Raw genomic sequence first — 24,653 nt, forward strand, 5'->3', positions numbered from 1 at the left:
TCTCCGGCTCCCCGTCCGGGGGCGTGAAGCTCAGGCAGTCCGCGAAGCGGCCGCACGCACCGCGGTCGCACGCACCGCGGTCGCACGCACCGCGGTCGCACGCACCGCGGTCGCACGCACCGCGGTCGGCCTCCGCGGTCGGCCTCCGCGGTCGGCCTCCGCGGTCGGCCTCCGCGCCCGGCGTCCGCGGCCGGCGACAGCACGGCGGCCCCCGCCGCGTCACGGCTGACCGCCGCCACCGGGGTCCTGCGCACCCGTACCACCAGCTCCGCGAAGTGCGACACCTCCTCGGCCCCGAGCGCCACCGGCGCCGCCACGGGCAGCCCCGTCTCCACCGCCGCCTTCCACTCCCCGCCGGGCGCCTCCCGCACGAAGCAGTGCACCGCCGTGGCCTGGCCGTCCGTCCGCCCGGTTTGCCGAACACGGCGAACGGCCCCGGATACGACGGCTGTTCCCGCTCCGCGGGCGTCGCGAACCGCTCCCGCCCGAACCGGCCGGAGACCCTCCCGGCCCTGCGCCTGCGTGATCACCAGCGGGGGGCTGCGACGGCGCCCCGGCGGGCCCCGGATTCCGGGCGGGCGGAGCCGACCGGAATCGAACCGGCGTCCTCGCGATTTTGGAGACCGCGCGCGTCGACCTCTGCGCTACGGCTCCGCCCGTCCCGGGATCGTATCGGTGCCGCTCCGCAGCCGGTAGCGCAGGAAGCCGGCCCGGCCCGCCCCCGCCCCGCCCGCCGCCCGGCAGCACATCGCACCCTTCCCGGACAGGCGCGTCCAAGAACGTCCGGATATCGATCCTCCGGAGGGAACGCAACGTGCGTGCGCGCCGGTTCACCGGAGGGAACCGGGCCGGGCCCGCACGACCCGCCCCGACCGGCAGACCGATGGCAAGGAGAAACCGTGCGCATACTCTTCACCGGACCGGCCGCAGCCGGCCACCTCTTCCCGATGATCCCGACCGCTCAGGCCCTGCGCGCCGCCGGCCACGAGGTGCTGTTCGCGGGCTCGCAGCCCCTCGGCCAGCTCCGCGAGACCGGCTTCCCGATCGTCGAGATCGGCGACGGCCGCAGCATCCGGGACGTCTTCGAGCAGTCCACGGACCAGGAAGTGCGCTACGTCGCCCCGGACATGACCACGGACCAGATCCTCGACAGGGCGGCCCACGGCTTCGCGCTCGTCTCCCGCTCCACCGTGGACGGTCTGCTGGAGGCCGCCGGCAGCTGGCGCCCCGACCTGCTGGTCCACGACTCCTTCCAGGCCTCGGCCCCGCTGGTCGCGGCCAAACTGGGGATCCCGTCGGTGGTCCACAACTTCGGCGTCACCTCCGGCCTGGACATGGTCGCCCGGCTCGCCGCCAACTTCACCGAGGCGTACGCGGCATACGGGGTGGACGGCCCGGCCGAGCCCACCGCGCTGAACATCGTCCCCGCCTCGCTCGGCGGCGACCCGGGCGGCCTGCGCGTGCGCTACCTCCCCTACAACGGCGGCGGCACCGTCCCCGCCGCACTGCTCCGGCGCGCCGGCCGCCCGCGCGTCGCCATCACCCTGGGCACCGTGCTCACCGAGCTGGACGGCGTCCGCGCCATCGTCCGCCTGATCGAGGCCGCCGCGTCGGTGGACGCCGAGTTCCTGCTCGCCGTCGGCGACGCCGACCTCGGCCCGCTCGGCACCCTCCCGGACAACGTCCGCCCGCTGCCCTGGATCCCGCTCGCCGAGCTGCTGACCACCTGCGACGCACTGATCCACCACGGCGGCTCCGGCACCCTGCTCACCGCCCTGCAGGCCGGCCTGCCCCAGCTCCTGCTTCCCCAGGGCGCCGACCACTTCGCCAACGCCGCCGCCCTCACCGCCACCGGCGCCGCCCTGCGCTCCGCCTCCGACGACGTCGACGCCCCGCTCCTGGCCCGCCTCACCGCCGACCCGGCCCTGCGCGAGGCCGCCGACCGCCTCCGGGCGGAGAACGCGGCCCTGCCGACCCCGGCCGAAACGGTCCCCGCGCTGGAGGCCCTGGCCGCAGCCTGAGCCTGAGGATCACACACCGGATCCGTACGGCCGCCAGGCCCGGCCGGACGGCCGGACGGACCCCCGCGGCGGGCCCTGCCCGGACCCCCGCGGCGGGCCCTGCCCGGACCCCCGCGGCGGGCCCTGCCCGGACCCCCGCGGCGGGCCCTGCCCGGACCCCGCGGTGGGCCTCGTACGGCGGATCCGCGCTCAGCCTCCGCCGGCTGCGCCCGGGGCGGGCAGGGGGGTGCGGCCGACCACGGCCATGAGTTCGAGCGGGAGTTCCGTGTCGTGCTGCCCGACGGTGAGGCCGATCCAGCGGCCGCTGTCCGGGACGGGCCACACCTGCATGCTGCAGGCGCTCTGGGAGAGGCGCTCGATCAGCTCCGGGGCCCTCTGCCCGTCGAAGCCGGCCTCCGGGTGCGACCACAGGCCGACGGTGAGGGGATCGCCCCAGCGCACCGTGAGGGCCGCGGCCAGAGCGCCGAGGACGGCGCTCATCTCCGCGTCGGCCTGGTGCAGGGCCCTGTGGTACTCGTCGTCCCAGAAGTCCCGGCTCGCGCGCAGCACACGGACGCGACAGGCCGGGCCGCCGTAGCCGGTGGCGTCGTCGAAGTCCGCCGCCGGGAAGGGCTGTGTGATCATCCCGTCGATGACCGGCAGGTATCGCCCGGGTGCCTCTTCCGCGACGGCTTCCGGCTCAGCAGTGGTCATGGGCACAGGCTATGAGACAGCTCGGACAACCCCCGCAGCGAGCCGTAGCCGTAGCCGTAGCCGTAGCCGTAGCCGTAGCCGTAGCCGGGGCCGGGGCCGGGGCCGGGGCCGGGGCCGGGGCCGGGGCCTCAGCCTCGGCCGCCGGTCAGGGTGCGGCCGAGGAGGGGCAGCAGGCGGTCCCAGTGGCGCTGCAGCGCGGCGGGGTCGAAGGCGTCGGTGTCGGACATGGTGAAGCCGTGGACGGTGCCGGGGTAGATCTCGGAGGTGTGGCCGACCCCCGCGGCGTCCAGGGCCCGGCCGAGCTCGCCGAGGGCCTCGGGCGTCATGTCGGATTCGGCGTGGCCGAGGTGGACCTGGGCGGTCAGCCCGGACAGGAGACGGCGCAGGCCGTCGGGCCCGTCGGCGCCCACGGGTCCGTGGAACGAGGCGGCGGCGGCCACCAGGCCGGGGTGCGCCGCGGCGGTGCGCATCGCCAGGAGTCCGCCGATGCAGTAGCCGGTCACCGCGACCGGGCCGGCGCCGACCTCGGGCCGGGTGGTGAGGAACCTCAGGTAGGCGTCGGCGTCGCTCAGGACGCGTTCGGTGGTGTGCGCCTCGATCAGGGGCATCAGCCGGGCGAAGACCGCGGGCCGGTCCTCTTCCCCGATGTGCCCGGGAAGGTCGATCACCGGTGCCGGGCCGTGCCGGTAGAAGAGGTTGGGGACGAGTACGTAGTACCCGTGCCCGGCGAGTTCGAGGGCCATCTCCCGCAGCACGGGCCGGATGCCGAAGCCGTCCGCGTACATCAGCACCCCCGGGTGCCGTTGCCGTTCGCCGTGGTCGGGGAAGGCGGCGAAAGCGTCGGCCGGGCCGTCCGCGGTGGGGATCGACAGGGTCGTGATGGGCATGGATTCTCCAGTCGTGGTCGGTGTGCAGAGCCTGTGGCCGAACACGACGGAGGCGGAGCTCGCGCGGCGGCGCGGGCTCCTCGCTCGAACTGGGGGCCCACACCGGCCCGTACGGCGCTCAGCGGAGCACCGGGTCACCGATCCGTGTGTGGCGCAAGGCCGTCCCGGGAGTCATCGCCGCCACCCTAGTGGGTGTCCTGCCGGTCAGGCCGGGATCCGGCCAACACCCCTGATCCCGGGCCCGGTCGGGGCTCCCGGCTCCGGGCGGCGGGCGGTCCGGCCCGGGGTGGCCGGAACTCGCCTGGGGCGGGTGAACAGAGGGCTACGTGCTGGTAACTTACGCGAGTTGATCAAGGTCGGGGGTGTGGCCGACCACGCTCCCGGCCGGAGCCACCCCCACCCCCAGTCAAGGAACCACATTGGCACGCACCGTCGCTGCGGCGGCCCTCGTCTCCACCACGGCCCTCGCACTCGGCCTCTCCCTCCTCGGCGCCGCCCCCGCGTCCGCCGCTGACGCACCCACACCGCACCTGGACTCGGTCGAGCAGGCCCTGCGCCAGGTCTCGCCGGGCCTGGAGGGCTCGGTGTGGGAGCGCACCGCCGGCAACCGGCTCGGCTCCTCCGTCCCCGGGGGCGCCGACTGGCTGCTCCAGACCCCCGGCTGCTGGGGCGACGCCACGTGCGCCGACCGGCCCGGATCGCGCCGTCTCCTGGACAAGATGCGCCAGGACATCGCCGGCGCCCGGGAAACGGTGGACATATCGACGCTGGCGCCCTTCCCCAACGGCGGCTACCAGGAGGCGATCGTCGCGGGCCTGAAGGAAGCCGCCCAGAAGGGCAGCCGGCTCAAGGTGCGCATCATGGTGGGCGCCGCGCCCATCTACCACTCCACGGTGATCCCCTCGTCCTACCGCGACGAGCTGCTCGCCCGGCTGGGCCCGGCCGCCGCGGGCAGCATCACCCTCAACGTGGCCTCGATGACCACCTCCAAGACCGCGTTCTCCTGGAACCACTCCAAGCTGGTCGTCGTGGACGGCACTTCGGTGATCACCGGCGGCATCAACAGCTGGAAGGACGACTACCTGGAGACCTCGCACCCGGTCGCCGACGTCGACCTCGCGCTGACCGGACCCGCCGCGGGCTCCGCGGGCCGCTACCTGGACTCCCTGTGGGACTGGACCTGCCGCAACAGGAGCAACTGGGCCTCGGTCTGGTTCGCCGCCTCGCCCGGCGCGAACTGCATGCCCTCCCTGCCCCGCCCGGCCGCCCCGGCGGGCGGCGGGGACGTGCCCGCGCTCGCCGTCGGCGGCCTCGGCGTGGGCATCCGCCAGAGCGACCCCGCCTCCTCCTTCCGCCCGGTCCTGCCCACGGCCGGCGACACCAAGTGCGGCATCGGGGTGCACGACAACACCAACGCCGACCGGGACTACGACACCGTCAACCCGGAGGAGAGCGCCCTGCGCGCCCTGGTCTCCAGCGCGACCTCGCACATCGAGATCTCCCAGCAGGACGTGCACGCCACCTGCCCGCCGCTGCCCCGCTACGACATACGCCTCTACGACGCCCTCGCCGCGAAGCTCGCCTCCGGCGTGAAGGTCCGCATCGTCGTCAGCGACCCGGCCAACCGCGGCACGATCGGCAGCGGCGGCTACTCGCAGATCAAGTCGCTCTCCGAGGTGAGCGACGCCCTGCGCGGCCGCCTGGCGGCCCTGACCGGTGACGGCGGCCGGGCGCGCACGGCGATGTGCGAGAACCTCCAGCTGGCCACGTTCCGCGCGTCCGACCGGCCCACCTGGGCGGACGGCAAGCCCTACGCCCAGCACCACAAGCTGGTCTCGGTCGACGGATCGGCCTTCTACATCGGCTCCAAGAACCTGTACCCGTCCTGGCTCCAGGACTTCGGGTACATCGTCGAGAGCCCGGCCGCGGCCGGACAGCTCAAGGGTGACCTGCTGGACCCGCAGTGGCGCTACTCCCAGGCCACCGCGACGTACGACTACGCCCGCGGCCTCTGCCAGGGCTGACACCCCCAGGCCCCAGCCCCCAGGCCCCCAGGCCCCCCCCCGGCGCCCGGCAACCCGGGCCCCGGCTCCCCGCCCCCGCAGCGCCCCGGCCCGTACGGCCGGGCGCGGCGGGGGCGGCCCCGTGCCCGCCGGGAATATCCCGGCCGCACCCCCCGTTCCGGGTATGGTTGAACAGTCAACAATCTTGGAAGGGGATGGAGAGCCATGCAGTTCGGGATCTTCACCGTCGGTGACGTCACGGCCGACCCGACGACCGGACGCGTGCCCGGCGAGCACGAACGCATCAAGGCGATGCTCGCCATCGCACAGAAGGCCGAGGAAGTCGGCCTCGACGTCTTCGCCACCGGCGAGCACCACAACCCGCCGTTCGTCCCCTCCTCGCCGACGACGCTGCTCGGCTACATCGCCGCACGCACCGAGAACCTGATCCTGTCCACCTCGACGACGCTGATCACCACCAACGACCCGGTGAAGATCGCCGAGGACTTCGCGATGCTCCAGCACGTCGCGGACGGCCGCGTCGACGTCATGACGGGCCGCGGCAACACCGGACCGGTCTACCCCTGGTTCGGCAAGGACATCCGCGACGGCATCGACCTCGCCATCGAGAACTACGCCCTGCTGCGCCGCCTGTGGGACGAGGACACCGTCACCTGGAAGGGCAAGTTCCGCACCCCCCTGCAGTCCTTCACCTCCACCCCGCGCCCCCTGGACGGCGTCGCACCCTTCGTATGGCACGGCTCCATCCGCTCCCCGGAGATCGCCGAGCAGGCCGCCTACTACGGCGACGGCTTCTTCCACAACAACATCTTCTGGCCCGCCTCCCACACCGGGCAGATGGTCAGCCTCTACCGGCAGCGCTACGCCCACTACGGGCACGGCACCCCCGAACAGGCCATCGTCGGACTCGGCGGCCAGGTCTTCATGCGCAAGAACTCCCAGGACGCGGTCCGCGAGTTCCGCCCCTACTTCGACAACGCGCCCGTCTACGGCCACGGCCCGTCCCTGGAGGAGTTCACCTCCCAGACACCGCTGACCGTCGGCTCACCGCAGCAGGTCATCGAACGCACCCTGTCCTTCCGCGACTACGCAGGCGACTACCAGCGCCAGCTGTTCCTGATGGACCACGCGGGCCTGCCCCTGAAGACGGTCCTGGAACAGCTCGACCTGCTCGGCGAGGAGGTCGTGCCCGTCCTGCGCAAGGAGTTCGCGAACCTGCGCCCCGCCGGCGTACCGGACGCGCCCACCCACCCGGCCCGCGTGGCGGCCGCCCGCCCGGCCCCGGAACAGGAGACGCAGGCATGAAACTCGCCGTCGTATCGGCAGGGCTGAGCTCGCCCTCCTCCACGCGCCTGCTCGCCGACCGGCTCACGGCCGCGGCACTCGGCCACCTGGACGCCGAACCCCAGGTCATAGAAGTGCGGGAACTGGCGACAGAGATCGCCCAGCACCTCGTCACCGGGTTCCCGCCCGCCCGGCTGGCCGCCGCACTCGACACGGTGGCCGCCGCGGACGGCCTGATCGCCGTGACACCGGTCTTCGCGGCCTCCTACAGCGGCCTGTTCAAGTCGTTCTTCGACCTCATCGACAAGGACGCCCTCACCGGCACACCGGTCCTCCTCGGCGCGACCGGCGGCACGGCCCGGCACAGCCTGGTCACCGAACACGCCCTGCGCCCCCTGTTCACCTACCTGCGCGCACAGGTCCTGCCCACCGCCGTGTACGCGGCCTCCCAGGACTGGGGCGAGCAGGGCCTGGCCCGGCGGATCACCCGCGCGGGCACGGAACTGGCGCGCTCCATGAGCCCCGCCGCCCCCGGCACCGACACCGCTCCCGCCCCCGGCACCGACACCGCCGCCGCGATCGCACCCCGTTCGCCGACCGGGGCGATCACATCGACGGATCCGGCGAACGGCTTCCGGACGGTGCCGTTCGAACAGCGCCTCGCCGCACTGCGGGCCGAGTAGCCCCACGGCGTCCGCCCGCCGTCCCCGCCCGGCGGGGAACCGGGGGCCGGCCCGAGGGGGCAGCGGCTGACCAGGCGCCCGCCGAGCACCACCTCCAGCCAGGTGCGGCAGCCGCCGATCCACAGCCCGGCCTGCGCCCCGCACCCCGGGCCGGCCAGGTTCGGCCCGCCCGGTCCGCCCGGCCCGCAGCACCCGGGCCCGGCGGCCCGGCAGCTTCCTGGTACCCGCCAGGTCTGCCGGGCACGACACCAGGCCCGCCCGCCCCTGGCCGGTGCCCGCCCGGGACATCCCGAAGCCCCCGGGCGGCGGACCCCAGGCACGAACACCCCCCCGCACGCTTCGCCGCAGGCCACCGGGCAACATGCCGCGTCCGGCGTAATCGACGCTTCGACCCGACTTCCTCCTCACGCTGTGACAGTCGATCACGCTCAGGTCAGGAGGCCCGTGTGCACAGGTCCCGTGGGTGCGCGGCCCTCCGCACGGCGCCCGGGGGCCGGCGGTGAGACGCACCCGCCCGGACACGTCCCTCACCGCCGACACCGACGACGGCTTCCGGCCGGCCGCACCGCCGGCGTGGACGCGGTGGCTGCCGTTCGTCTACGTCGCCTTCGTCCTCCTCCTGGAAGCCGCCCAGCAAGAGGAATGGGCGGTGAGCCTCTTCCTCGTCGCCCTGCCCGCCATCGCCGCATACGCCTACGGCCCGGCCGTCGTGGCCGCGCTCACCGTCCTCGCGATCCTCCTGGAAGGCTTCCTCGCCGCGGTCTCCCACCACCTGGGCGAAACCCACCACGTCACCGCCGACATCGCCACCGCCGTCGTCGGCATCCTCGCGACCGCCCTCGCCGCGCACCGCCGCAGCCAGGAACGCCACCTCGTCCACGCCAACTCCGTCGCCGAGGCCCTGATGCGGGCCCTGCTGCGCCCGGTGCCGCACCAGGTCGGGAACGTGCTCGCGGCCGGCCTGTACCGGCCGAGCGAGGCCGGGACCATGGTGGGCGGCGACCTCTTCGACATCCGCACCACCCGGACCGGAGAGCGCGCCATCATCGGCGACGTACGCGGCAAAGGGCTCCCGGCGGTCCGTACGGTCGCGGCGGTCCCGGGCACCTTCCGCGAGGCCGACTACGAGGCGCAGGACCTGCCGGCCATCGCAGCCCGGCTGGAACGGGGGCTGGTCCGCGAGGCCGAGGAGATCCGGGACCCCGAACTGTTCGCGACCGCCGTGCTCATCGAGTACGACAGCCTGGCGCACCGGGTGACGGTGACCAACCACGGACACGTGGAGCCGGTACTGATCTCCCGCGGCGAGGTCCGCACCCTGGAAGGCCCGCCGGCGCTGCCGCTCGGGCTGGGCCACCTGGCCGCGGCGGACCGGCCGGTGCCGTGCAGCCACCGGTTCACCCGGGGCGACGTACTGCTGCTGGTCACGGACGGGCTGGTGGAGGCCCGCGACACCGGCGGCGACTTCTACCCGCTCGTGGAACGGCTCCGCCACCGCTTCGAAGGCCGCCCGGCCCCCGGCCCCGCCGACGTCGTCGACTTCCTCAACACCGACCTCCCCCGCCACACCCCCCACCTCCACGACGACGTCGCGATGCTCGCGATCGCCCCGCACGGCCACACCTGACACGCCGCGTGCCCCGCGGCAGTACGTGACGGACGGGCGGCGGACACCACGAAGGCCCCGGCATCGACCCCCGGGGCCTTCGTGCACTTCGCTGACCTACCCGTTCAACGACCCCGGCAGGAGTACGTCACGCCCGTTCCGGTCCCGGCCGCGGCACGGGCGCACGACGGCCGGCGCCGGCGGCCGCGCCCTACCGGAACAGACGGTCACCGGGCGCGGCCATGCGATGGGTGGCGCCGTGCCGGTTCACCCAGTCACGGATGAGGCCGACGGAGTTGGCGCACTGCCAGCTGTCGTCGTACTCGCGCACTCCGGTGAACGCCCCGTAGCCGGCGATGATGCCGTCCACCCGCCCGTCGCCCAGCAGCTTGTCCACGTACCAGGGATCGTTGTAGGTGGTCGTCCAGGACAGCGTGGCCGCGAGCTGCCCGGCGTCACGGTCCGCGGCGCCCTTCCTCAGTTCCGCGCACGTGTAGTACGTGGGTTCCGTGCAGTTGCCGAACCCCTTGGTGATGTCGCTGTCCCCGTAGTCCATCACCCGGCGGCCGGCCGGGAATCCGGAACCGGACCGGTCGAACGCGCCCCGGACCCGGTCGCGGGTTCCGGTCGTCGTGACGCCCTCCAGAGCGCCGAGCCTGCCCTCCAGGCTCTTCCAGCCCCGGCCCCCGACGTCCGGGGTGCTGCCGCCGTGGTACTCGTAGAACCCGTAGAGCACCTGGATCCCGGCAGCCGTCAGCCGCTGCGCCTTGTCGCGCAGCCCGGCGACGCTGCACCCGCGGTTCTCCCGCTCCCCGCAGTAGTTCGGGTCCTTGATGTCCAGCCAGACCAGCGCCAGCCGGCGTCCCGAGCCGGCGTGGGAAAGAATGCGGTCGATCATGCTGTCGAAGCTGGGGCCCAGCCGGTTGTCACCGGCCGAGGAACAGTCGTGATAGGCCCGCCATTCGTTCGGGTTCCACCACGCGCAGACGTCTATCTCGATGCTGTTGGCGCCGTGCCTGAGCGCGGCGTCCACACCGTCCAGGGTGTCGACGCGGTGCGCGATGGCGTAGACCGGGTGACGCTGGTCGGCCGCTGCCGCCGGGGCCGTGCCGAGCGCGGTGCCGGCGACGACGGCGCACAGGGCCGCGATCAGCGCCAGGAACATCCGCGGGCCGGCACCCTGCCTGAGGTAAGTGGTCAAAATGACACTCCGTCATATCGGTTTCCGAAGCGGACGATTGATCTCACCGGCCACATGCTGGCACGCAATACATGCACGATGCATGGAAGTTGGCCGGGGGTGGCCTCCGAATGACCGGAAAACGACCCGGGGGGAAGGGGGAACGGAGATCCCGGCACGGCCGGATCGGGGCCGGATCGGATCGCCCCCCGTGAGCGGACGTCCGGCCGGCGCCCCCCGGCGGCACGCCGGGGGAGTACCGGACCCCCGCCTCAGCCCCTCAGCCCTCGGCCCCTCGGCTCCTCAGCGGCCCGGCGGTGTCGAGCGGGCGTAGCGATCCACGAGCAGGCGCAGGTGGGCGACCAGTTCCTCGGGCTCGGTGACCTCGAAGTCGCAGTCGAGCATGCCCAGGTGGACGGCGAGGGTCTGCACCGTGTCGGCACCGGTGACCAGGACGCAGCTGCCGGCGTCGACCGCCTCGACCGTGCCGACCGCAGGACTGATCCGCTCGATCACCACCGCCGCCGGGGCACGGACCGTCACCCGCGCCCGGTACCGCCACGCGGCGCTCGACACCCGCCCCGAGACGTACGCCGCCATGTCCTCGCCCGGAGGTTCCCGCGGGGTGAAGCGCGGCCCGGCCGGGGTACGGGGCCGGATCCGGTCGGCCCGGAAGGTACGCCAGTCCTCACGCTCGACGTCCCATGCCACCAGGTACCAGCGCCGCCCCCAGTTCACCGCCCGATGCGGCTCCACGATGCGGCGGGTGGACGATCCGGCGTGGTCCAGATAGTCGAAACGCAGCCGCTCCCGGTCACGGCACGCGGACACCAGGACGGTCAGCACCTCCGCGGAGACCGCCGGGGCCGGACGGCCGGCCGGCACGGCCACCGTGTACGCCTGGAGCGTCCGCACCCGCCTGCGCAGACGCGCGGGCAGCACCTGCTCGAGCTTGGCCAGCGCCTGCAGCGAAGTCTCCTCCGTACCGGGGACGGTGCCCTGCGCGGCGGTGTGCAGGGCGATCGTCACCGCGACCGCCTCCTCGTCGTCGAGGAGCAGCGGGGGCATCACCGCACCGGCGCCCAGCCGGTAGCCGCCGGTGGCCCCGCGCGTGGCGTCCACGGGATAGCCGAGCTCGCGCAGCCGCTCGATGTCGTTGCGGACGGTACGCCCGCTCACCCCCAGCCGCTCGGCCAGTTCGGATCCCGGCCAGGACCGCGCCGTGTGCAACAGGGAGAGCAGGCGCAGCAGCCGCGCGGAAGTGTCCAGCATGAAGCCCATCCTGAGGTGTTATTAGGAAGGCAACGTGCCTATATCGAGAATAGTGTCTTACCCATGGAGACCAGCAGCAACACCGACGCCCGGATCCGCCCGTACCGCATCGACATCGCGCAGGACGAGCTCGACGACCTGCGCGACCGGCTGGCGCGCACCCGCTGGGGCAGCGAGATCCCCGGCACCGGCTGGAGCCGGGGGGTGCCGTCCGACTACCTCAAGGCCCTGGCCGCGTACTGGGCCGACGGCTTCGACTGGCGCAAGGCGGAGGCGGAACTCAACGAGTTCCCCCAGTTCACCACCGAGATCGACGGCCAGAACATCCACTTCCTGCACGTCCGCTCGCAGAACCCGGCCGCCGTCCCGCTGCTCCTGGTGCATGACTGGCCCTGCTCGTTCGTGCAGTTCGTCGACGTCATCCGGCCCCTGGCGCAGGACTTCCACGTCATCGTGACCTCCACACCCGGCACGGGCTTCTCCGGCCCGCTCGCCGAGACCGGCTGGACCACCGGGCGCATCGCGGGCGCCTTCGTCGAGCTGATGGACCGGCTCGGCCACAGCGCCTACGGCGTCCAGGGGACGGGCGGCGGCGCCTGGATCGCCACCGAGATGGGGCGCCGGGCACCTGACCGGGTCATCGGCATCCACGTCAACGGTCTGATCACCTTCCCCTCCGGAGACCCGGCCGAACTCGACGGGCTGACCGGGCCCGAGCAGGAGCGGCTCGCCCGGCTGGAGAACTTCCAGCAGGACAAGATGGGCTTCAACGCCATCCAGTCCACCCGCCCGCAGACCCTCGCCTACGGGCTGCACGACTCGCCGGTCGGCCAGCTCGCCTGGATCGCCGAGAAGTTCAAGGAATGGACGGACCCCGCCGCCGAGCTCCCCGAGGACGCCGTGGGCCGCGACCGCCTGCTGGCCAACATCAGCGTCTACTGGTTCAGCGGTACGGCCGGCTCCTCGGCGAACCTCTACTACGAGGCGGGCCACGACGCCGGCGCCTGGGCCCCGAAGGAGCGCGGCACCGTCCCCACCGGCGTGGCCGTCGTCCTGGACACCGACGTCGCCATCCGCCGGTTCGCCGAGCGGGACCACCACATCACCCACTGGAGCGAACTGGAGCGCGGAGGCAACTTCCTCGCCCTGGAGCAGCCCGACGCGTTCGTCGCCGACGTCCGCACCTTCTTCACCGCCCTCGGCGGCTGACACCCCGGCAGGCGGCCCGGGAACGCCCGGGCCGCCTACCGCGCGCAGCGGAAGCCGTAGTAGTCCCGGCCCGCGACGAGGACCGAGGTGAAGGAGACGGGCAGGCCCTGCCCGTCACGCGGGACGTCCTGGGAGGTCCGGCGGGTGAAGCCCAGCGAGACACCCGGCACCACGACGTTCTCCGGGTCCGCGGTGTCCACGGTCCACCCGCGCCCGCGCAGCCCCGCCAGGACGCTGCCGGCGGGACTCGTGAAGACGTCGTGCCCCTCCAGCAGGACCCGCGTGGTGCTCCGCCCGCCCTCGCCGGGCCACCACAGCTCCACGGCGCTCACCCGGTCCTGCGCATCGAAGAGGACCGTGCAGCCGACCCCGCCGGCATCGGCCATGAGCCGGCGCGCCCGCCGCGAGGCCGGGCCTGTCACCCGGGGGCTCGCCCCACGGCCGGACCGCCGCCAGGGCCTCCTCGTACGTGCTTCCCAGGCGCACGGGCCCGGCCGCGGCCGGCGGTGCCAGAATCAGATCCATCCCGTTCCCTCCGTATCTCCCGGAGCTCCTCCGTCGCCTCGGGGGACGGACCGCGCACCCGGCCGGCGCCCGCCGCACCGCCCGGTGACCGCCGTACCGCCCGGCGCCCGCCGCACCGCCCGGTGACCCCCGTACCGCCCGGTGACCGCCGTACCCCGCACCCGCCGCCTCACCGGTCGCGGCCCAGGACCAGCGGGAGGTCGTTGCGGGTGGTGATGCCGAGCTTGGGGAACGCCCGGTAGAGGTGGTGGCCGACCGTGCGGGGGCTCAGGAACAGCTGGGTGGCGATCTGACGGTTGGTGGCGCCCGTCGCGGCGAGCCGTACGACTTCCCGTTCCTGCGGGCTGAGCCGGCCGAGCAGCTCGTCTGACTCGTCCGCGGGGTCCACGCTCCCCCCACAGGCCTGGAGTTCGGTGCGGGCCCGCGACGCCCAGGGCCGGGCACCGAGCCCGTCGAACGCCTCCAGGGCGCTGCGGAGGTGGCCGCGGGCATCGGTCCGGCGCCGTTCGCGGCGCAGCCATTCCCCGTACAGCAGCTCGGTGCGGGCCCGTTCGAACGGCTGGACCGTGCCCGTGCCGTGCAGGTGCAGGGCGGCCGTGAAGTGACTCTCGGCCTCGCCGTCCGGACCGGTCAGCGCCCGGCAGCGACGCGCGAGGGCCAGCGCCGCGGGCTGCCGCGCGGCCCCGGCCCACCGCGTCAGGAGCGCCACGGGCTCCGCCGCGCGCTCCTGCTGCCCGGCCCGGACCGCGGCCTCGACCAGATCCGGAAGGAGGAAAGCCGCCAGAGCGGGATGCCCCACCCGGGCCCGCGCCGCCTCCAGACAGGCGAGCGCGCCCCCGGCGTCGCCGGCGCCGAGGCCGAGCAGGCCCAGAGCCCGGTGCGCGTGGGCGGCGGCCAGCCCGATGCCGTGCGCATCGGCGTACTCCAGAGCCGCCCCGCTCAGGCCGGCACACCGCTCCGGTTCGCCCCGGACAGCGGCCAGCGTCGCCAGGGTCGCGCGCAGGTACGTCTCCCGGTGGCGGCGGCCGAACTGCCCGGCGCCGGCGAGCCCCTCCGTGGCGGCGGCGAGGGCCTCCTCGTAGAGCCCCAGCGACAGCTGGGCCTCGGCGAGCAGGTGCAGCGAGGTGTGGAGCCAGCCCACCACGTCCTGGGTCCGGCAGTCACGCACGCACGCGGCAGCGGTGTCGAGAGCGCTGCGGTGATCGGCGAACAGCTGCCCGTACACCCCGGCCAGGATCCGCTCGGCGAATCCGTCCTCCCCCTCCCCGGCCTGCGAGAGCCCCACCGTGTCCCCGGCGGCGCCGAGGGGGCCGGTCATCGCTCTCGCCAGCGCGTACTGCGGCGAGTCGGGCAGCCGGGCCGCGACGTCGGCCATCAGCTGCCCGTCTCCCGAGGACTGCGCCGTCTGGACCGCCTCGGTCAGCACCGGGGCCAGATCGGCGCACCGCCCGATCCGGTCCGCGCACTCGAGGAGGATCCGCGCGGCCTGCCCCGGTGATCCGCGGTCGAGCTCGGCGATGGCCCGGACACGGGCGAGGTCGGCGAGCATCCGAGGGTCCAGGGCGAGCGCGTTGATGCGGTCGGTGAGCGCCGCGGTGCGCTCGAACTGCCCGGCCTCGGCCGAGGTGATGGCCGCGGCGGCCAGCAGCTGGGCGCGTCCGGCGGAGTCCGGGGTCAGCTGCGCCGCCCGTTCGTACGCGGCGGAGGCCGAGGCCGTCCCCTGCCGGCCTCCCGCCCGCTCGGCGACACCCACCATCTCGGCGGCGACCTCTTCATCGGCCCCGGTCGTGGCGGCCGCCAGGTGCCAGGCCCTGCGGTCGGCGCGCTGGCCGGCGCCCGGATCCCCCTGCAGCGCGTCGGCCAGCGCCCGGTGCGCCGCCAGCCGCCGGGTCAGGGCGGCGCCCTGATAGGTGGCCGACCGGATGAGGGGATGGCGGAAGGACAGGGCGTGCTCGCTCAGCAGCACGAGCGTGGCGTCCTCGGCCGGCTCCAGGTCCTCCAGCGTGGCACCGAAGCGGGCCGATGCCCGCAGCACGAGGTCGAGGTCACCGGAATCGTCGGCCGCGGCCACCAGCAGCATCGCCCGGGTGGCCGCGGGCAGGGCGCGGATCTGCTCCTGGAAGGCCTCCTGGATCCGGCTGGAGGGCGAGGACAGCCCGGCCGGAAGAGCGACCGGGTTCAGCTGGCCGCCCCGCTGTTCGGCGGTGAGCGCCGCGGGCAGTTCCAGCAGGGCCAGCGGGTTGCCCTGCGCCTGCTCGACGATCTGCTCCCGCGCGTAGGGCGACAGGGCGACCACCCGGCCGGTGAGCAGGGCATCGACGGCCGCGGAGTCGAGCCCCTGCAGCAACAGCTGCGGCAAGCCGTTGATCTGCCCCCGGGCACACCGTCCCGGACGGCGAACAGCATCACCACACCCTCGGCGTGAAGCCGCCGGGCCGCGAACACCAGAGCGTCCAGCGACGCCCGGTCCAGCCACTGGGAGTCGTCGACCAGGCACAGGAGAGGACCGCCGGCCGCGGCCTGCGACAGGATCGCCAGCACCGCCGTCCCCAGGCCGAACCGGTCGCGCACCGCCTCACCGGACACCCCCAGCGCCGCGCTCAGTACGGCGGCCTGCGGCCGCGGCAGCCGGTCCAGATGACCGGCGACGGGCCACAGGAGCTGGTGCAGACCGCCGAAGGCCAGCTCCATCTCCGACTCGATGCCCACCGTCCGCAGCACCCGCCCGGGACCCGCCACCCCGCTCGCGTACTCCAGCAGCGCCGTCTTGCCTATCCCGGCCTCACCGTGGATCACCAGCGCACCGCTCGCACCGTCACCGGCACGCACCAGCATCCGGTGTATCTGGTCCTGCTCGGTCCCCCGCCCGTAAAGCATGGGGTCAACCTACCTAACGCCGCCGCGTTACCGGTCAACGCGTTAAGTCGTGCCGACCGATGTGCCGGACCGTCAGCCCCCCATAACTTTCGTGGAGTCAGAACCCACCGATCACGGGAGCCACCACCGTGTCCGAGCACATCCACCTCCTCCCGCTCCACCGCCCCTCGGTCACCGACGCCGCCGCCTGGCACCAGGTCGTTGCCGCCTCGATGGCCCACGACGTACCCGGCGTACCGCCCCCAGGACCCGGACACATCCACGCCCAGCTCACCAAACCCGCCCTCGACAGCCACCGGCTGACCTGGCTGGCCACCGCGGCGGACGGCACCGCGGTCGCCGTCGCAGGCCTGCGGCTGTTCACCTCCCCGGGCCAGGACCACCTGGCCGAACTCGAACTCCACGTCACCCCCGCACACCGGCGCCTGGGAGCCGGCTCCCGCCTGCTGTCCGCGGCCGTCGCGGCATGCCGCACCGAGAGCCGGCGCGCCCTGATCACCCAAACGGCGGCCGGCAGCCCCGGCGAAGCCTTCTGCGAACGATGGGGATTTCGCCGGGCGATGACCCTGGACCACCTCCTCATGCGCCTCGACCCCACCGGCGCGGCCGCCCACCTCCTCCAGGCCGCCGACACCGAACCCCCCGGCTACCGGCTGACCGGCTGGACCGGCACGGTCCCCGACCGCCTCGCCGACGCCTTAGCCGAGGCCAAGAACGCGATGAACGACATGCCCGTGGGAGACCTGGACTACGGCAGCGTCGCGTGGGACGGCGACCGCGTCCGCGCCATGGCCCAGGTGATCGCCGACCGCGGGGACACCCTGCTGACCACCGCCGCCGTCCACGACGACGGCACCATGGCCGGCTACACCGAGATCCTGCTCCCCCGGGGGACACCGGCACGGGCCCAGCAGTACGACACGGCGGTCGTCCCCGCCCACCGCGGCCACGGGCTGGGCCTGTGGGTCAAGGCCGCCATGGTGCGCCGGCTGCGCGCCGAGCACCCCGGCGTCACCGAGATCGAGACGGACAACGCCGAGGACAACGTCCACATGCTGGCCGTCAACCACCGACTGGGTTTCCGCTCCTACCGGCGCACACACCAGTTCCAGCTCGACGTGCCCGCGCCCTGACCCCCGTACCCGTACCCGCATCCGTACCTGAATCCGTATCCGCATCCGCATACGCATCGAAGAAGCGAGAACCGCTTGCGCAAGCTGACCCGTTCCATCACCGCCACCCTCGACCGGGCCGCCCAGCGGTTCGACACCCTCGTCACCGAACCGGTCATCAGGCGCCGCCCCGTCGTCATCGGGTCCGGCATCCCCCTGTTCGACCGCCCCGGCACCCCCACGAAAGGCGCCCGGACCACCGCCCGGACCCTCGACCCCGGCCTCACCGTCACCCACTTCTCCAGGGGGCTGTCGTGAACGTCTCCGCCTCACCGTCACCGGCCGGCCCCGACGGGGCCGTCGTCCGGTTCGCCGGACGGGCAGCCCTGTGATCGCCGGCCGTGACCGGAATCCACAGAACAGGAAAGGGAATTGCCGCATTCGTGTGCTGCTGGTGGCGTACGGGTCGCGCGGGGACATCGAGCCGATGCTCGGGCTCGCCGGGCAGTTGGGGGAGTCGGGCGCCGAGGTGCGGATGTGCGCGCCGCCCGACTTCGCCGGGCCGGCCGAGGCGGCCGGTGTCGCGCTGACACCGATCGGCCGGCCGGTGCGCGAGATGGTCAAGGGGGCGGTGACCGGGACGGCGCCGCGGCCCCCGGAGGGGCTGGCGGAGCGGGCGGCCGCGATGACCGCCACGACGTACGAGGCGGTCACCGCGGCCGCGGCCGGGGGCTGCGACGCGGTGGTGGCGACCGGGCTGTTCCCGGCCGCGGCCGGTGCGCGGTCGGTCGCCGAGAAGCTGGGCGTCCCCTACGTGTTCGTCGCGTACTTCCCGAGCTGCCTGCCGTCCCCGCACCACCCGCCGTCCGCCCTGCCGGGGCGCCCCTTCCCGCCGGAGGTGAGCGAGACCCGGGCCCTGTGGGACCTGGACGCCGCGAACCAGAACGTGCTGTTCGGCACCGGCCTCAACGCCCACCGGGCGACGGTCGGCCTGCCGCCCGTGGACCGTTTCCGCGACTACGTCCTGACCGGCCGGCCGTGGCTGGCGGCGGACCCGGCCCTGGGCCCCTGGCAGGAGCACCCCGGCCTCGACGTCGTGCAGACCGGCGCATGGTTCCGGCCGGGCGGACCCCCGCTCCCGGCCGGCCTGGAGGCCTTCCTCGACGCCGGCCCGCCGCCGGTGTCCGTGGGCTTCGGCAGCATGCCCGTACGCGACGCGCAGGACGTCGCGCGGGCGGCCGTCGGGGCCGTCCGCGCGCAGGGCCGCCGCGTCCTGCTGTCCGGCGGCTGGGCCGGACTGGCCCCGACCGACGACCAGGACGACTGCTTCTGCGTCGGCGAGGCCGACCACCACGCCCTGTTCCCGCGGGTCGCCGCCGTCGTGCACCACGGCGGCGCGGGCACCACGGCCACGGCCGCCCGGGCCGGGACGCCGCAGGTGGTGATACCGCAGATGGCGGACCAGCCGTACTGGGCCGGCCGCGTGGCCGCCCTGGGCATCGGCGCGGCGCACGACGGACCCGAGCCGGCCCTGGAGTCCCTGTCGGCCGCACTCGCAACCGCCCTGGACCCCAGCACCCGGGCCCGCGCGAAGACCGTGGCCGGCCTCGTCCGCACGGACGGCGCGACGGTGGCCGCCAGGCTGCTCCTCGACACCCTCTGGAAGACCCATGAAGACCTTGCTGAGGGGGCTGCCCGGCCGGTGGCCGGGCGGCGGCCCCTTGGCCGATCTTGACCGCACCCGGTGAACGAGAGCCGCGGGCCGCTTTCTAGGCTGACCCCATGTCCGACGAGTCACCCCTCATCCGTAGCCTGCGGGCCGCTGTCGCCGCCGCTCCCGAAGACGTGCCCCTGCGGCTGCACTTCACCGAACTGCTCCTCGCGGAGGGGAGGCACGACGAGGCCGTCACGCAAGCCGCGGTCGCGCTGCAGCACGCGCCGGGCGACGAAGCCGTACGGGACCTGATGGTCCGCGCCATGCAACTGCCCACCGTCGGCACGCCCCCGCCCCCGCCCGCGGCCACCGCAACGCCGCCCCCGCCCACCACTACCCCGCCCCAGGCCGCCGCGTCCGCCGCCCCCTCACCCGCCACGGACGGTACCCAGCCCCCCGCCTTCGACTGGGCCGCCGCCGAGCATGAAGTCGCCGGCGTCGTCGGCCCCCGCTTCGCCGCCGACCCCACCGATCCCGCCGACGCGGGCGGTGCCACCGAGGCCCCCTGACCGCGGACGGCAGCGGCGACCCGGCCGATGCGTCCGCCTGGGACGTCGACGCCCCCGGCGACGTACGCCTCGCCGACGTCGGCGGCATGCAGCAGGTCAAGGACCGGCTCGAAGCCGCCTTCCTCGCCCCGATGCGCAATCCCGAACTCCGCAAGCTGTACGGCAAGTCGCTCCGCGGCGGCCTGCTCCTCTACGGCCCGCCCGGCTGCGGCAAGACGTTCATCGCGCGGGCCGTCGCCGGCGAACTCGGTGCCGGCTTCATCTCGGTCTCGCTCTCCGACATCCTCGACATGTACATCGGCACCTCGGAGAAGAACGTCCACGACATCTTCGAGGCCGCCCGCCGCCAGGCGCCCTGCGTGGTCTTCCTCGACGAGCTGGACGCGCTCGGCGCCAAGCGCTCGCGCATGCACCACAGCGGTCTGCGCAACGTCGTCAACCAGCTCCTCACCGAGCTCGACGGCATCAACGCCGCACAGAACGAAGGCGTCTTCGTGCTCGCCGCGACCAACGTCCCCTGGGACGTGGACCTCGCCCTGCGCCGCCCCGGCCGCCTGGACCGCACCCTGCTCGTGCTGCCGCCCGACGCCCCGGCCCGGGAGGCGATCCTCCGCTACCACCTGCGCGAGCGCCCCATCGAGTCCGTCGATCTCGGCAAGATCGTCAAGGCCACCGAGGACTTCTCGGGCGCCGATCTCGCCCATCTCTGCGAGAGCGCGGCCGAGTACGCGCTCCTGGACTCCGCCCGCTCCGGCACCGTCCGCCTGATCGGCACCAAGGACATCCTGAACGCGGCCAAGCAGATCAAGCCGTCCAGCGAATCCTGGTTCGCCTCCGCCCGCAACGTCGCCATGTTCGCCAACGACGGCGGCATCTACGACGACCTGGTCACCTACCTGAAGAAGAAGCGCAAGCTGTGACGACACACCCACAGGTCGAACGGGCCCGGATGCTCTACGAGATGATGCGCCCGGAGGAGGCGCGCGAAGCGGTCGGCCGCCGCCTCGCCGAGGACCCCGACGACCACCAGGCGTGGAGCCTGCTCGGCCAGTGCCAGCTGACCCTGGGCCGGCACTCCGAGGCCTTCGCCGCCGCACTGGAGTCCCTGCGGCTCGAACCGGGCTTCCTCGACGCGCACTTCGTCCGCGGCACCGCCCTGCGCCGCCTGGGCCGGCTCGAGGAGGCCGAGGCGGCGCAGCGCTTGGCGATCCGCATCGATCCGTACGCCTGGGGCCCCCGACGGCAGCTCGCCGAGCTGCTGTTGGAACTGGCCCCGGACCGCCCGGAGGAGGCGCTCGAGCACGCCGAGGTCGCGGTGCGGGAGGGACCGGAGGAGACCTACACGTGGGCGACCATGCACAAGGTCGCCACGTTCCACGAGCGGACAGAGCTGGCCGACGAGGCCATCCGGCAGATCCTCCGCGTCGACCCCACGCACACCCTCGCCGTCACCGTGTCCACCGAGCGCGAGGCCGCCAAGGCCGGCACCTCCGCCGCCCGGGCCGCCGAACTGTACGCGGGTGGGCTCGCGGCCGCACCGCACTCCGACGCGCTCCGCAAGGACCTCGACAGGGCCGTCTACCGGATGCTGCGCGGCACCCGATGGCTCGCCCTGCTCTGTCTGGTCATGGCCGCCGTCACCGTCGACGTCTTCCCCACCGGGGGCGAGGCGAAGGAGCTGCCCGTCCATCTCGGCACCCGGCTGTGGGCGCTCACCCTGATGGCCGTGGTGTGGGGCTTCGGCGCCTGGCGCCGCTACCGGCGGCTGCGGACCGGGGCACAGCTCACCGTGTTCGCGCTCGTGCGCCGCTCATCCTGGCCCAGGGTCGTGCTCGGCCAGGCCACCTGGGCCACCCTGTGCGCACTGCTGCTCGTGGCCCTTCCGTGGAGCGAGCGCACCGTCCCTCAGGTCCTGTTCTGGCTGGCACTCGTACCGAACCTGCTCAGCATCACCCACGACCGGGACAAGGTCTGACGAGCCGGGCCCTGCAACAGGCCGACGCCTGGACCGGATCGGCACCCGACAGCGCCAGGCGGGCGCGTTCCCGGCCGCGGGGGATCAGGCGGGGCGGGCCGCGCCCGCCCACACGGCAGGCCTGCGCTGCACCCAGGGAGCAGCCTTCTCCAGCTGCGCGGCGAGCCGGAACAGCACGTCCTCGCGTCCGTAGCCCGCGGCGAACTGGACACCTATCGGCAGGCCGGTGGCCGGGTCGGACGCGAGCGGCACCGACATCGCGGGCGTGCCGGCGACGTTGAAGGCGGCGGTGAACGGCGAGCGGTGGAACAGGTGCTCCAGCCAGCCCAGCCAGCCCAGCCCGTCCGCGTGCTCCGCGCCCCGGCCGTAGGTGCCCAGGGGCACCGGCACCTCGGGGAGGGTGGGCGTCAGCAGCAGGTCCTGGGACCCGAAGCGGGCGCCGACCGCGCGGGCGACCCGGTTGCGTACGCCGAGGGCGTGCACGAACTCCGCGCCGCTCACCTCGAGTCCGTCAACTCCGTCACCGGCCTGCCCGACCCCGGCCATCCGGCCCGCCGGCTCATCGCGAACCACAAGGCCGCCCAGCGGCGCCGCCTCACGGCCATGTGCGAACGGGCCGGCGCGCAAGAGCCCGACGACGCCTCCGCAGAGATCACCTTCCTCCTGGAAGGCGCCCAGGTCAGCGCACAGAACGACAGCGTCGACCGCGCGGGGGACAGACTCGTGGCCGCGTCTCGGCAGTCCTGGACCGGGGCACGGCGCCGCGGGAGGAATGAGCCGCACGGCCTCGCCGCGGCGCAACGGGCCGGGCGGCCGAGCGCCTGAGGTCCGCCCCTGACGGCCGGCCCCGTTCCCCACGGGCGCCGGGTTCCCGGCCGGTTTTCCACAGGCCTTGTCCCGGAGGCCGGATGGCCGCAGGATCGAGTGATGATCCATTCTGGGGAGGGGAAATGATCAAGGGGGGCAACAGCTTCGTCCCGACGGTGCCGCTGCGGTTCGCGGTGCGGTCCGGAGTCGATGTCGCAGCCCTGCTTCTCACGGAGCAGGGGCGGGTCCGGGGGGACGGCGACATCGTGTTCCACGGTGCGCCGGTTCATCCTTCGGGCGCCGTGCGGCTGTTGGGACAGGAGAGCGGCACGGTGTGGCTGGAGACCGGCCTCGCCGCGCTCGAAGAACAGATCGTCCGGGTCCTGGTGGTCGGATCCAGAGAGGCCGGGCCGCTGCGGGACGCCGACGAGCTGTCCGTGGAGGCGTTCGCGCCGGACGGCACGCCGGTCGCCCGGTACGACGTGACGGACGCGGGCGGCGAGACGGCGATGGTGCTCGCGGAGGTCTACCGGCGGGCGGGAGGCTGGAAGTTCCGTGCGGTGGGCCAGGGATATGCGAACGGCCTCGCCGGCCTGGTGACGGACCACGGCGTGGAGGTGGCGGAAGACGCCCCGGCGCCCCGGGACCGGACCCCGGCCCGGACCCCGACACAGACTCCGGCACAGGGACAGGCGCCGGTTCCGTTCCAGGCACCCGTTCCGTTCCAGGTCCCGGCGCCGAGTGCGGGTCAGACTCCGGTTCCGGTTCCGCTCCAGCCCTCGGCCCCGGCACCGGTGTTCGCGCCCGCCGCCGCCCCGGCGCCCGCCGCGGGGGCTCCCGTGGCCCCGCAGCGGCCGGGCACGGCGGACTGGACGTTCGGTGCCGTCTTCCCGCCACACACGCTGACGGGCCGGGACAACGACGTGATCACGGTGAACGGGCTCCCTCCGGGGCCGGTCGTGGTCGACCTCGGCATCCGGGGAGACGGGTACACGGGCCTGTGGCCCCTCACCCGGTTCAACAAGGAGGGCGAGACCCTCGTCAACAGCACGGAGGAGGACTTCCGTGGCCGCGTGCTCGCCCAGGTCCCGGAAAACGGGCGCCTGCGTCTGCAGCTGAAAGCGGAAGGCCCCTGGCAACTCCAGGTGCTGCCGCTGGCCGCGGCCACGCGCCTGACCGAGGACGAGCTGGAGTGCCGCGGCCCCGACGTCCTGCTGCACACCGGAGGAACAGCCGATCTCGCCCTCCACTACCGGGGCGAGGACAACCTCATCGTCAACCTCTTCGAACTGGAGGGACACGACGACCCCACCGCCCTGCCCAGGGACGACAACGTCGTGAACGAGATCGGCAAGCGGCGGGAGACCGTCCCGCTGCCCGAGGGCCCGGTCATCGTGCAACTGCAGATGGCGGACGGCCCGTGGAAGGCGAGGCTGAAGCACCTGGAGCCGCACAGCCGACCGTCGCACGGCGGAGCCCTGCCGAACGGTGCCGCTCCCTCGAACGGTGCCGGTCCGGCGCACGTGGCCGGCATAGGCAAGGCCCAGGGCTGGCTGCGGCGGGGCAGACGCTGAGCCTCCACCCGGGCTGATGCCGCACCGCCTGTTCCCCAGGCGCCGGCCCTGCCCTGCCCGGCCCGGCCCGGCCCGCGAGGTGCCGGGCCGGGCAGGCGCTCAGAAGTCCCAGCTCTGGCTCCGCGCGCCGTTGCAGCTCCAGCTCACCAGGAGCTGCCCGATGTCAGGCCGGCCGGCCAGGATGTCCAGGCACTTCCCGTTCACCCGGTTACGGATCTCGCTGCCGTTGCGGTACCACCTCTGGTGAAGACCGCCGTGGCAGTCCCACATGCTCACCGAACCCTGCTCACCCAGATGCGGGCCGTAGATCTCCAGGCACTTCCCGTTCATGCTCGAACGGATCTGCTCACCGTCCCAGTACCACTGCTGGTTGGTGCCGCCGTGACAGTCCCACGTCACGGTGGAGGCACCGTTCTCGTTGTGGAACATGAAGACGTCGGCGCACCTTCCGTTCAGGTTGGACTTCAGCAGCGGTGCCGCGGCATACGCGGGCGAGCCGGTCAGGACAGAACCGGCCAGCAGCCCGGTGACCGCCGCCAGCAGCATCAGTCGTCGCACGGACCTCATGATTTCCCCTTCCCATCACCGTGGCGCGGTTGCGCCGGACCCTGTCTAGCCCCCGGCCGATGTCCGGCGCCGGAACGAGGATTCCGGACATCAAAAGCTGGACAAACACCACCCGACACGGCTGCGGAAAGCCG

General features: G+C 73.7%; 20 protein-coding genes, 1 tRNA gene and 2 pseudogenes. 13 read left to right on the forward strand and 10 right to left on the reverse strand.

Annotated features, from left to right (window positions below):
- Positions 1-579: 579 nt before the first annotated feature.
- Positions 580-654 (reverse strand) — tRNA-Trp (locus tag ACFY04_RS28355).
- 245 nt (positions 655-899) lie between these two features.
- On the opposite strand from ACFY04_RS28355, the gene ACFY04_RS28360 reads away from it, so the two are divergent.
- The gene (locus ACFY04_RS28360; RefSeq protein ID WP_389120879.1) at positions 900-2,021 is read left to right on the forward strand and encodes a glycosyltransferase; all 1,122 of its coding nucleotides are present in this window, start codon (positions 900-902) and stop codon (positions 2,019-2,021) included.
- A gap of 189 nt (positions 2,022-2,210) precedes the next feature.
- On the opposite strand, the gene ACFY04_RS28365 is transcribed toward ACFY04_RS28360, so the two are convergent.
- Positions 2,211-2,714 (reverse strand): hypothetical protein, encoded by a 504-nt coding sequence (locus ACFY04_RS28365; protein WP_389120881.1) that lies wholly within the window; start codon positions 2,712-2,714, stop codon positions 2,211-2,213.
- A 128-nt stretch (positions 2,715-2,842) separates the two neighbouring features.
- Complete coding sequence (locus ACFY04_RS28370; protein ID WP_389120883.1) at positions 2,843-3,601, reverse strand: dienelactone hydrolase family protein; 759 nt, start codon at positions 3,599-3,601, stop codon at positions 2,843-2,845.
- A gap of 419 nt (positions 3,602-4,020) precedes the next feature.
- Here ACFY04_RS28370 and ACFY04_RS28375 point away from each other — a divergent pair, with 419 nt between their 5' ends.
- The 4 genes from ACFY04_RS28375 to ACFY04_RS28390 all read left to right on the forward strand — a co-directional run bounded on the left by ACFY04_RS28375 (position 4,021) and on the right by ACFY04_RS28390 (position 9,219).
- Positions 4,021-5,625 carry a phospholipase gene (locus ACFY04_RS28375; RefSeq protein ID WP_389120886.1) on the forward strand — a complete coding sequence of 535 codons (1,605 nt, stop codon included), beginning with the start codon at positions 4,021-4,023 and terminating at the stop codon, positions 5,623-5,625.
- A 204-nt stretch (positions 5,626-5,829) separates the two neighbouring features.
- A complete protein-coding gene (locus tag ACFY04_RS28380; RefSeq protein WP_389120888.1) occupies positions 5,830-6,930 on the forward strand; it encodes an LLM class flavin-dependent oxidoreductase in 1,101 nt (366 codons plus the stop codon).
- On the forward strand, positions 6,927-7,592 hold the full coding sequence (locus tag ACFY04_RS28385; protein ID WP_389120890.1) for a CE1759 family FMN reductase: 666 nt from the start codon (positions 6,927-6,929) through the stop codon (positions 7,590-7,592). Before ACFY04_RS28380 ends, ACFY04_RS28385 begins: the two co-directional genes overlap by 4 nt.
- Positions 7,593-8,091: 499 nt before the next feature.
- Positions 8,092-9,219 (forward strand): PP2C family protein-serine/threonine phosphatase, encoded by a 1,128-nt coding sequence (locus ACFY04_RS28390; RefSeq protein ID WP_389120893.1) that lies wholly within the window; start codon positions 8,092-8,094, stop codon positions 9,217-9,219.
- 190 nt (positions 9,220-9,409) lie between these two features.
- On the opposite strand, the gene ACFY04_RS28395 is transcribed toward ACFY04_RS28390, so the two are convergent.
- Together ACFY04_RS28395 and ACFY04_RS28400 are read right to left on the reverse strand one after the other, a co-directional pair.
- Positions 9,410-10,399 carry a phospholipase gene (locus ACFY04_RS28395; RefSeq protein ID WP_389120896.1) on the reverse strand — a complete coding sequence of 330 codons (990 nt, stop codon included), beginning with the start codon at positions 10,397-10,399 and terminating at the stop codon, positions 9,410-9,412.
- 282 nt (positions 10,400-10,681) lie between these two features.
- Positions 10,682-11,650, reverse strand: coding sequence for a helix-turn-helix transcriptional regulator (locus ACFY04_RS28400; protein ID WP_389120899.1), 969 nt, complete (start codon positions 11,648-11,650; stop codon positions 10,682-10,684).
- Positions 11,651-11,713: 63 nt separating this feature from the next.
- Between ACFY04_RS28400 and ACFY04_RS28405 the strand changes: the two genes are divergently transcribed.
- On the forward strand, positions 11,714-12,859 hold the full coding sequence (locus ACFY04_RS28405) for an epoxide hydrolase family protein (RefSeq protein WP_389120902.1): 1,146 nt from the start codon (positions 11,714-11,716) through the stop codon (positions 12,857-12,859).
- A gap of 35 nt (positions 12,860-12,894) precedes the next feature.
- Here the strand turns inward: ACFY04_RS28405 and ACFY04_RS28410 are convergent, their stop codons facing one another.
- From ACFY04_RS28410 to ACFY04_RS28420, 3 genes are all read right to left on the reverse strand, one after another.
- Complete coding sequence (locus tag ACFY04_RS28410; protein ID WP_389120904.1) at positions 12,895-13,245, reverse strand: hypothetical protein; 351 nt, start codon at positions 13,243-13,245, stop codon at positions 12,895-12,897.
- Positions 13,246-13,553: 308 nt separating this feature from the next.
- A complete protein-coding gene (locus ACFY04_RS28415) occupies positions 13,554-15,464 on the reverse strand; it encodes a LuxR C-terminal-related transcriptional regulator (RefSeq protein ID WP_389121138.1) in 1,911 nt (636 codons plus the stop codon).
- A 98-nt stretch (positions 15,465-15,562) separates the two neighbouring features.
- Positions 15,563-16,261, reverse strand: a complete 699-nt coding sequence (locus tag ACFY04_RS28420) for an AAA family ATPase (RefSeq protein ID WP_389120906.1) — start codon at positions 16,259-16,261, stop codon at positions 15,563-15,565.
- 128 nt (positions 16,262-16,389) lie between these two features.
- On the opposite strand from ACFY04_RS28420, the gene ACFY04_RS28425 reads away from it, so the two are divergent.
- From ACFY04_RS28425 to ACFY04_RS28445, 5 genes and pseudogenes are all read left to right on the forward strand, one after another.
- Entirely contained in the window at positions 16,390-17,394 is a 1,005-nt protein-coding gene (locus tag ACFY04_RS28425; protein ID WP_389120909.1) for a GNAT family N-acetyltransferase, read from the forward strand.
- A 75-nt stretch (positions 17,395-17,469) separates the two neighbouring features.
- Entirely contained in the window at positions 17,470-17,691 is a 222-nt protein-coding gene (locus tag ACFY04_RS28430; RefSeq protein ID WP_389120911.1) for a hypothetical protein, read from the forward strand.
- Between the two features lie 169 nt (positions 17,692-17,860).
- Entirely contained in the window at positions 17,861-19,108 is a 1,248-nt protein-coding gene (locus ACFY04_RS28435) for a glycosyltransferase (RefSeq protein WP_389121140.1), read from the forward strand.
- Positions 19,109-19,155: 47 nt separating this feature from the next.
- A pseudogene (locus tag ACFY04_RS28440) lies at positions 19,156-20,516 on the forward strand (AAA family ATPase).
- Positions 20,513-21,571 carry a tetratricopeptide repeat protein gene (locus tag ACFY04_RS28445; RefSeq protein WP_389120913.1) on the forward strand — a complete coding sequence of 353 codons (1,059 nt, stop codon included), beginning with the start codon at positions 20,513-20,515 and terminating at the stop codon, positions 21,569-21,571. Before ACFY04_RS28440 ends, ACFY04_RS28445 begins: the two are co-directional and overlap by 4 nt.
- 84 nt (positions 21,572-21,655) lie before the next feature.
- Here ACFY04_RS28445 and ACFY04_RS28450 read toward each other — a convergent pair.
- Positions 21,656-22,081 (reverse strand): annotated as a pseudogene (locus ACFY04_RS28450) (amidase family protein); the annotation flags it as partial.
- Here ACFY04_RS28450 and ACFY04_RS28455 point away from each other — a divergent pair.
- Both ACFY04_RS28455 and ACFY04_RS28460 read left to right on the forward strand, forming a co-directional pair.
- Complete coding sequence (locus tag ACFY04_RS28455; protein WP_389121150.1) at positions 22,049-22,396, forward strand: hypothetical protein; 348 nt, start codon at positions 22,049-22,051, stop codon at positions 22,394-22,396. The pseudogene ACFY04_RS28450 and the gene ACFY04_RS28455 overlap by 33 nt on opposite strands.
- A 125-nt stretch (positions 22,397-22,521) precedes the next feature.
- Positions 22,522-23,952, forward strand: a complete 1,431-nt coding sequence (locus tag ACFY04_RS28460; protein WP_389120915.1) for a TerD family protein — start codon at positions 22,522-22,524, stop codon at positions 23,950-23,952.
- Between the two features lie 99 nt (positions 23,953-24,051).
- Here ACFY04_RS28460 and ACFY04_RS28465 read toward each other — a convergent pair whose 3' ends face one another.
- A complete protein-coding gene (locus ACFY04_RS28465) occupies positions 24,052-24,510 on the reverse strand; it encodes an RICIN domain-containing protein (RefSeq protein ID WP_389120918.1) in 459 nt (152 codons plus the stop codon).
- Between the last annotated feature and the right edge of the window lie 143 nt (positions 24,511-24,653).

This window comes from Streptomyces sp. NPDC001549, assembly GCF_042894025.1.
GTDB classification, from domain to species: domain Bacteria; phylum Actinomycetota; class Actinomycetes; order Streptomycetales; family Streptomycetaceae; genus Streptomyces; species Streptomyces kutzneri.